The 7,104-nt window shown below is 52.2% G+C and carries 8 protein-coding genes; 3 read left to right on the top strand and 5 right to left on the bottom strand.

The window, feature by feature from the left end; translation table 11 throughout:
* Window positions 1-76 precede the first annotated feature (76 nt).
* Window positions 77-208 carry a hypothetical protein gene (locus tag ABD892_RS12295; protein WP_345196018.1) on the bottom strand — a complete coding sequence of 44 codons (132 nt, stop codon included), beginning with the start codon at window positions 206-208 and terminating at the stop codon, window positions 77-79.
* A gap of 136 nt (window positions 209-344) precedes the next feature.
* On the opposite strand from ABD892_RS12295, the gene ABD892_RS12290 reads away from it, so the two are divergent.
* Together ABD892_RS12290 and ABD892_RS12285 are read left to right on the top strand one after the other, a co-directional pair.
* The gene (locus tag ABD892_RS12290; RefSeq protein WP_345196017.1) at window positions 345-899 is read left to right on the top strand and encodes a phage protease; all 555 of its coding nucleotides are present in this window, start codon (window positions 345-347) and stop codon (window positions 897-899) included.
* A gap of 264 nt (window positions 900-1,163) precedes the next feature.
* Window positions 1,164-2,966 carry a phenylacyl-CoA dehydrogenase gene (locus ABD892_RS12285; RefSeq protein WP_345196015.1) on the top strand — a complete coding sequence of 601 codons (1,803 nt, stop codon included), beginning with the start codon at window positions 1,164-1,166 and terminating at the stop codon, window positions 2,964-2,966.
* Window positions 2,967-3,029: 63 nt separating this feature from the next.
* On the opposite strand, the gene ABD892_RS12280 is transcribed toward ABD892_RS12285, so the two are convergent.
* Window positions 3,030-3,290 (bottom strand): hypothetical protein, encoded by a 261-nt coding sequence (locus ABD892_RS12280; RefSeq protein ID WP_345196014.1) that lies wholly within the window; start codon window positions 3,288-3,290, stop codon window positions 3,030-3,032.
* A 323-nt stretch (window positions 3,291-3,613) separates the two neighbouring features.
* Window positions 3,614-3,958, bottom strand: coding sequence for a N(4)-acetylcytidine aminohydrolase (gene yqfB, locus ABD892_RS12275; RefSeq protein ID WP_345196013.1), 345 nt, complete (start codon window positions 3,956-3,958; stop codon window positions 3,614-3,616).
* A gap of 231 nt (window positions 3,959-4,189) precedes the next feature.
* Here yqfB and ABD892_RS12270 point away from each other — a divergent pair, with 231 nt between their 5' ends.
* Window positions 4,190-5,983: an acyl-CoA dehydrogenase C-terminal domain-containing protein gene (locus tag ABD892_RS12270; protein WP_345196012.1), complete on the top strand. Its 1,794-nt coding sequence runs from the start codon at window positions 4,190-4,192 to the stop codon at window positions 5,981-5,983.
* Window positions 5,984-6,056: 73 nt separating this feature from the next.
* Here the strand turns inward: ABD892_RS12270 and ABD892_RS12265 are convergent, their stop codons facing one another.
* Both ABD892_RS12265 and ABD892_RS12260 read right to left on the bottom strand, forming a co-directional pair.
* Window positions 6,057-6,353 (bottom strand): hypothetical protein, encoded by a 297-nt coding sequence (locus ABD892_RS12265; protein ID WP_345196011.1) that lies wholly within the window; start codon window positions 6,351-6,353, stop codon window positions 6,057-6,059.
* Between the two features lie 132 nt (window positions 6,354-6,485).
* Window positions 6,486-7,104: endonuclease (locus ABD892_RS12260; protein WP_345196010.1), on the bottom strand; the 619-nt coding region annotated here is incomplete at its 5' end.

Here is a 7,104-nt window from a genome sequence, read left to right as displayed (position 1 = left end):
ATTCCGAGACTGGCAAATATTATCGAATACGCCTCATGCTGGCTGCCATGTGGTCTGCACAGGAGTTTTTGAGTACTTACTCACCATTCATTGTTGAAAGAATATCATGGAAGTTTTTCTGTTCTTGTTCCATGCGCGTAATGGCATCCTGAGCATCTTTAACGAATATGATGTCGCCATTGCTAATCTCTACTTTCGTACTGACCATAACGCCCCCTGATAAAGATTCCGTTCATTTTTTTCGGTATGCTATAGATTCCGCTAAGACCTGTCATTCAGTACCAACCAACACCACCAAAACCCTTTAAAGCCAAGCCTCCCCCATACCGCCGTAATCTGACGGTATGGAAAGAAGCACACTCGCCCTCGCACTCAACAACCAGGCCGGTTCGGATGAACTGAGTTTTCTGGCGCTTAACTTCCAGCTGACCGAAACCAGCACCCTGCCGGAAAAACTCCTGTTAATTCCCGCCGAGACATTCAGCGGCCTGGATGGGCGTGCCTGGAACAACCCCACCCCGGAAAGCGTGGTGGCCACCACCCGCCACATTGGCCGGGACATCCCTATCGATATCGAACACGCCACCGAACTCAAAGGCCCCAAGGGCGAGCCCGCACCGACCCAGGCATGGATACGCCGGGATAACCTGGAAGTGATCGACGGGGCGATCTGGGGCCGGGTGGAATGGAACGACAACGGTCGTCAGTTGGTCGAGGGCAAAGCCTACCGCTACTACAGCCTCGCCTTTTACTGGGACCAACACGGCAACGTGCGTTCGATCAAGTCCGTGGGGTTGACCAGCACCCAAAAACCTGCCGGAATTCCCGGCGCTCAATCATCAGTCACATCAACCAGCAGGAAGATAAAAGTTACCAGACTTATCCCCAATTTCCTTTGAAGATATAGCTATCAGAATCTGGTGCAGACGGAGTAATAACACTGATTCCAGAGCTGTTGTGAGGGTCGAAATATAGCAAATCCATCTAGGTGTAAATGCGTATTTTGTTGTGAGATGCCCTTGACACGAGCTACACTCATACGTAAGTTTCAAACACTTGTTTAAATACGCTATCTTCTACAGCCGTAAATAAGAACAGTCTTCAGGTAATGACCGCTTCGGTGGTCGGAATGATTACAACGAGAATAGCCCGAGGTAGACGCTATGCCTGAGTACAAGGCCCCCCTTCGCGATATCCGCTTCGTTCGCGACGAACTGCTGAACTATCCAGAGCACTATGCCACCCTGCCCGGTGCGGAAGACGCCACCCCGGACATGGTCAACGCCATCCTGGATGAAGGCGCAAAATTCTGTGAACAGGTTCTGGCGCCATTGAATCAGGTGGGCGATCAGGAAGGCTGTACACTGACGGAAGACGGTGTAACCACACCCACTGGTTTTAAAGAAGCCTATCAGCAGTTTGTGGAAGGCGGCTGGCCGTCACTGGCGCATAGCCCGGATCATGGTGGCCAGGGGCTGCCAGAGTCGCTCAATCTGGTGATGAGCGAGATGATCGGTGAAGCCAACTGGTCCTGGGGTATGTATCCCGGCCTCAGCCATGGTGCCATGAACACCCTGAGCGCCCATGGGACGCCAGAGCAGCAGGAAACTTACCTGACCAAGCTGGTTTCCGGTGAATGGACTGGCACCATGTGTCTGACCGAGCCGCACTGTGGTACAGACCTGGGCATGCTGAGGACCAAGGCTGAGCCTCAGGCCGATGGCAGCTACAAGATTTCTGGCACCAAGATCTTCATCTCCGCCGGTGAGCACGATATGGCGGAGAATATCGTTCATATCGTACTGGCTCGTCTCCCTGATGCGCCGGAAGGCACCAAGGGTATTTCACTGTTTATCGTACCCAAGTGTCTGCCGAATGGTGATGGCGGTGCGGGTGAGCGTAACGCAGTCAGCTGCGGCTCCCTTGAGCACAAGATGGGTATCCACGGTAACGCGACCTGTGTCATGAACTTTGACGGTGCAACCGGTTTCCTGATCGGTCCGCCCAACAAAGGTCTGAACTGCATGTTCACCTTCATGAACACCGCGCGTCTGGGTACGGGTCTGCAAGGTCTGGCCCATGCTGAAATCGCACACCAGGGTGCTCTGCGCTATGCCCGTGAGCGTCTGCAGATGCGTGCCCTGACCGGTCCCAAGAACCCGGATGGCCCGGCTGACCCGATTATCGTTCATCCCGACGTTCGCCGGATGCTACTGACCATCAAGGCCTTTGCCGAAGGTAACCGTGCATTGGCCTACTATGCTGCGCGTCTGGTAGATGTTCAGGCGCACAGTGAAGATGAAGAAGCCTGCAAGGCCGCTGACCAGATGCTGGGCTTCCTGACCCCGATCATCAAGGCTTTCATCACCGAAACGGGCTTTGAAGCCGCCAACCTGGGCGTTCAGTGCTACGGTGGCCACGGCTTTATCAGTGAGTGGGGCATGGAGCAGAACGTGCGTGACTGCCGTATCGCCCTGTTGTATGAAGGCACCACCGGTATCCAGGCGCTGGATCTGCTGGGACGTAAAGTGCTGATGACCCAGGGTGAATCGCTGAAAGCTTTCACCAAGGTTGTACACAAGTTCTGCAAGGAAAACGCTGACAATGAAGACCTGAAGGAATTCATCGAGCCGCTGACTGCGTTGAACAAAGAGTGGGGCGACCTGACCATGAAAGTGGGCATGGCAGCCATGAAGAACCGGGATGAAGTCGGCGCGGCATCCGTGGATTACCTGATGTACTCCGGCTACGCCTGTCTGGCCTACTTCTGGGCAGACATGGTGCGGGTTGCCAAGCAGAAGCTGGCAGAAGGCACTACGGAAGAAGGTTTCTATCAGGCCAAGGTGCAGACTGCGCAGTTCTACTTCCAGCGTATCCTGCCTCGGACCCGTACCCACAAGGCCTGTATTGAGTCTGGTGCGGATAACCTGATGGCGATGGATGAAGCTAACTTCGGTGATGTCTGATTCGCTTGATTAACGCGATATAAATGAAATAAAGGCTCCTGTTATGCAGGGGCTTTTTTTGTATCAGGGAGTTTCGTCCAGAATCGCGAAAGATAACAGGGTCACTGGCAGCCCAATCAGCAGGACAAACCATGGCAGTGGATAACAAAGTATCAACAGCCCGGCCACCATCCAGATATGCTTCACCAGCCGTTTCTTTGCCTGATAGCGTCGGCTGAACATGCGGCGGTAAAAGTGGTTGTTGTCGGGGGTACGGCAGTGCATCCAGTCCGGAAACAGGTGTTCATCCAGCCATAGCCTGAGCATTTCTAACAACAGGTGCATAGTCACTCCATTGACAGCAGTATCTTTTAATCTAGCAGTATTCCAGATGGCTGGTGACGGGCAGGACGCAGACATAAAAAACGCCCCAAAAAGGGGCGTGATAAGAGAGCACAGGTTGAAGCAAAATCGTCAACCGATGTGTCGATCAGCTCACTGCCAACACACCGGCTACAACAAATGCATGGCTTTACTTTAATCATCTTGCGGTAAACCGAAATTGATCTGTATCAATGTCGAAGGTTTTATGCGGCAGGTTTCGTTTTTTCTGGTGGGGAAAGGACTGTTTTCCTGCTTATGTCTGTTATCTGCAGACACGTAAGACGTTAGCTGTTTGTTGCGGCAACGTTGCCGGTGACATCCAGACGGGTGAAATCGATGACAACGAATTCATTCTGGCCGGGGTAAATGGTCTGGATCACGGATTTCAGTTCCTCAAGCGTCATATTCTCCTGAACGGCATGCTGTTCATTCAGTGCATCAAAGTGAATGGGCGTCACGGCATTGACGCGAATATGGCAGAAATACTGGTCATCCTCATTACGCGCCACTGTCAGGATTTCGCCGGGCTGGAAGTGGGATTCACTCTGGTCACGGATCGTAATGGTTTTTCGGTCGGCGAGGATATCGGACTCGAAACGGCTGAAGAAGGTGATATTGCGATAAGACATTGACGTCTATCCGGAAAGTAACGGGAGCGGGGAGGATAAACGATTCGCTGTCTCCAACTACTTAGGTTTTCCACAATATATGCTTATGTAAAAACCTTTTTCAGACTCAAACGCCCGTTTGAAGCAGGCCTGAATGGGAGTATGATACGCATCACATACGGATAAACCGAAAAAGAAGACGGGCATCTGCACTGCGGGTGTGAAACATGACAAGAGTGTTGAGGTTGACCTATGGCGGAATACAAGGCTCCGTTGCGTGACATACGCTTTGTGCTGAACGAAGTGTTCAAGGCGGATGAACTCTGGGCCTCCCTGCCGGAACTGGCGGAAGTGGTAGACGCAGAAACGGCAGATGCCATCCTGGAAGAGGGCGCCAAGCTGACCGCCCGTGAACTGGCGCCGCTGAACCGTTCCGGTGATGAAGAAGGGGCTCGCTGGGACAACGGTGACGTCACCACCCCGGCTGGTTTTAAGGAAGCCTTTACGACCTACGCGGAAGGGGGCTGGGTCGGCCTTGCGGGTAATCCTGAATATGGCGGCATGGGCATGCCGAAGATGCTTTCTGTACAGTTCGAAGAGATGATGTACAGCGCTAACAACTCTTTCACCCTGTACCCCACCCTGACTGCCGGCGCCTGCCTGGCCTTGAATGCACACGCATCGGATGAGCTCAAGGAAGCGTATCTGCCGAATATGTATGCCGGTGTCTGGTCTGGCTCTATGTGCCTGACTGAGCCACATTCCGGTACGGATCTCGGCATCATCCGCACCAAGGCCGAACCACAGACGGATGGCAGTTATAGCGTGACCGGCACCAAGATATTCATCACCGGTGGCGAACACGATCTCAACGAAAACATTATCCACCTGGTGCTGGCCAAGCTGCCGGATGCGCCCAAGGGACCGCGTGGTATTTCCCTGTTCCTGGTGCCCAAAATTCTGGTTAACGAAGATGGTTCCCTGGGTGAGCGCAATGGCGTCAGCTGCGGTTCCATTGAGCACAAGATGGGGATCAAGGCATCCGCTACCTGTGTCATGAACTTTGATGACGCTAAGGGATACCTTGTCGGTGAGGTGAACAAGGGCCTGGCGGCCATGTTCACCATGATGAACTATGAGCGCCTGTCCATTGGTATCCAGGGGCTGGGTTGCTCTGAAATGAGCTATCAGAGCGCCCTTGAGTATGCCAAAGAGCGCATCCAGGGCCGTTCCGCGACCGGTGCGACTCAGCCCGACAAGGCCGCTGACCCCATACTTGTACACCCCGACGTGCGTCGTATGCTGCTGAATATCAAGGCGACCACTGAGGCAGGGCGAGCCTTCTCCACGTATGTGGCGAAGCAGCTGGATCTGTCCAAGTACAGCGAAAATGCGGATGAAAAAGCCAATGCTGAAGCGCTGGTTGCGCTGCTGACGCCGATTGCAAAAGCGTTCTTCACCGATGTTGGTCTTGAGAACTGTATTCAGGGACAGCAGGTGTTCGGTGGCCACGGTTATATCCGCGAATGGGGACAGGAACAGCTGGTCCGTGATGTCCGTATTGCCCAGATTTATGAAGGAACCAACGGTATCCAGGCGCTGGATCTTATGGGACGTAAGACTGTTGCCAACGGTGGCAAGTTTTTCGCGGGGTTTGCCCGTGAAGTAAAAACGTTCATGGAGTCCAGCAACACCGGAAAAATGGCTGAATTCAATGCACCGCTGGCAGATGCCTTGAAAAACATGGAAACATTGACAGCCTGGGTTATCGACAATGCAGCCAATAACCCGAATGAAGTGGGTGCGGCATCTGTCGAGTACCTCCATGTCTTCGGTTATACCGCCTATGCCTACATGTGGGCATTGATGGCGAAAACTGCGCAGGATCAACTGGCGGCAGGTACTGAGGAGGAGTCTTTCTATCTCGGTAAGTTGACCACCGCACGTTACTTCTACAAGCGGCTGTTGCCGCGCATTCACAGTCTGTCACAGGCGGTGATGTCCGGTGCGGATCCTCTCTTTGAATTGGGTGATGATCAGTTCTGAGATTCGTGTCAGAGATAATAAAAAAGGAGATCATATTGATCTCCTTTTTTATTGAGAGCTCGTTGTCTGTTATTTACTGGTGGCGGTATTCCGACAACATCCTCTGAGTATACAAGGAAGGGTAATTCAGTAATTCGGACTCTTCAGCCAAACTGTTGACAATCAGCCTTGCCTGTCTGGCAACAAAATCCTGTGCTGGCATTTGATGTCTGTTTTGAGCGTTGGCTGTGGATTCTTGAGAGGCTGCTTTTAGAATTTGCTCTAGTGAGATTGTAACTGAAGCGGTCAAAGGGGCAGCGTGTAATGTTGAGGATACAGCTGGCAGAAATAGTAAGGTGAGCGAAAGCATAAAAAATCTGAATAACTGCATGCAGGCACCTCAGTGATCATTTCTTTGTCAACGTGATAGTCATTCTGATCCAAAGACGGCTGGAGAGGGAGACAATATCAGATAAGATTATCGCTTGTTTGGGGCACTTCTTTAGGTTGGGATCCCGGGAAATTATTCCCGGGAGGCTAGCTGTGCAGCCAATGCCGGATCATCAATAAACCGATTTCGGATACCCTGTAAGTCTGCAATGGTGTTATTGCGTTGAACTTCCTGATCATCGGGCTTATCAATGTTATTCCACTCAAGGAGTGTTTCCAGTGGTGCTTGTAGAGGCAGGTTGTATTGATCGTGCATGTAGAGCAGTGCACGTGCTACGTCGCCTTTAATTGCATCTGCAGGCTCAAGCACGAGGTAGTCCTCTTGTAGCGAACAATTCGGCAATAGTGGTTTGGCTGTATCACGCACATTGCCAAAAACGGTATCCCGACGTTTAAGTTCTACACGAGTCATGATGGGATAGGTGTTATGCAGATCTGTCAGAGCGGCACGGTACATCTCGCTGTCACGTTTGCATTCTGTGTTTGTTCGGCACTGCAGCTCTTCACGCACGGCTTTCAGCGAGTAGATATAGCCGGCGGTGAGGCGGTTACTCTTGTGTGAAAACGCCTGATTGCAGAACAGTGTTGTCCCCCCGTTGGGGTAAAGGCTTTGTAAGTACTCAAAAACTCCTGTGCAGACCACATGGCAGCCAGCATGAGGCGTATTCGATAATATTTGCCAGTCTCGGAAT

It is taken from the genome of Kistimonas scapharcae (genome assembly GCF_039540975.1).
GTDB classification, from domain to species: Bacteria; Pseudomonadota; Gammaproteobacteria; order Pseudomonadales; family Endozoicomonadaceae; genus Kistimonas; species Kistimonas scapharcae.
Note: the sequence above shows the minus strand (reverse complement) of the source record. Positions and strands in the feature narration are given on the sequence as shown.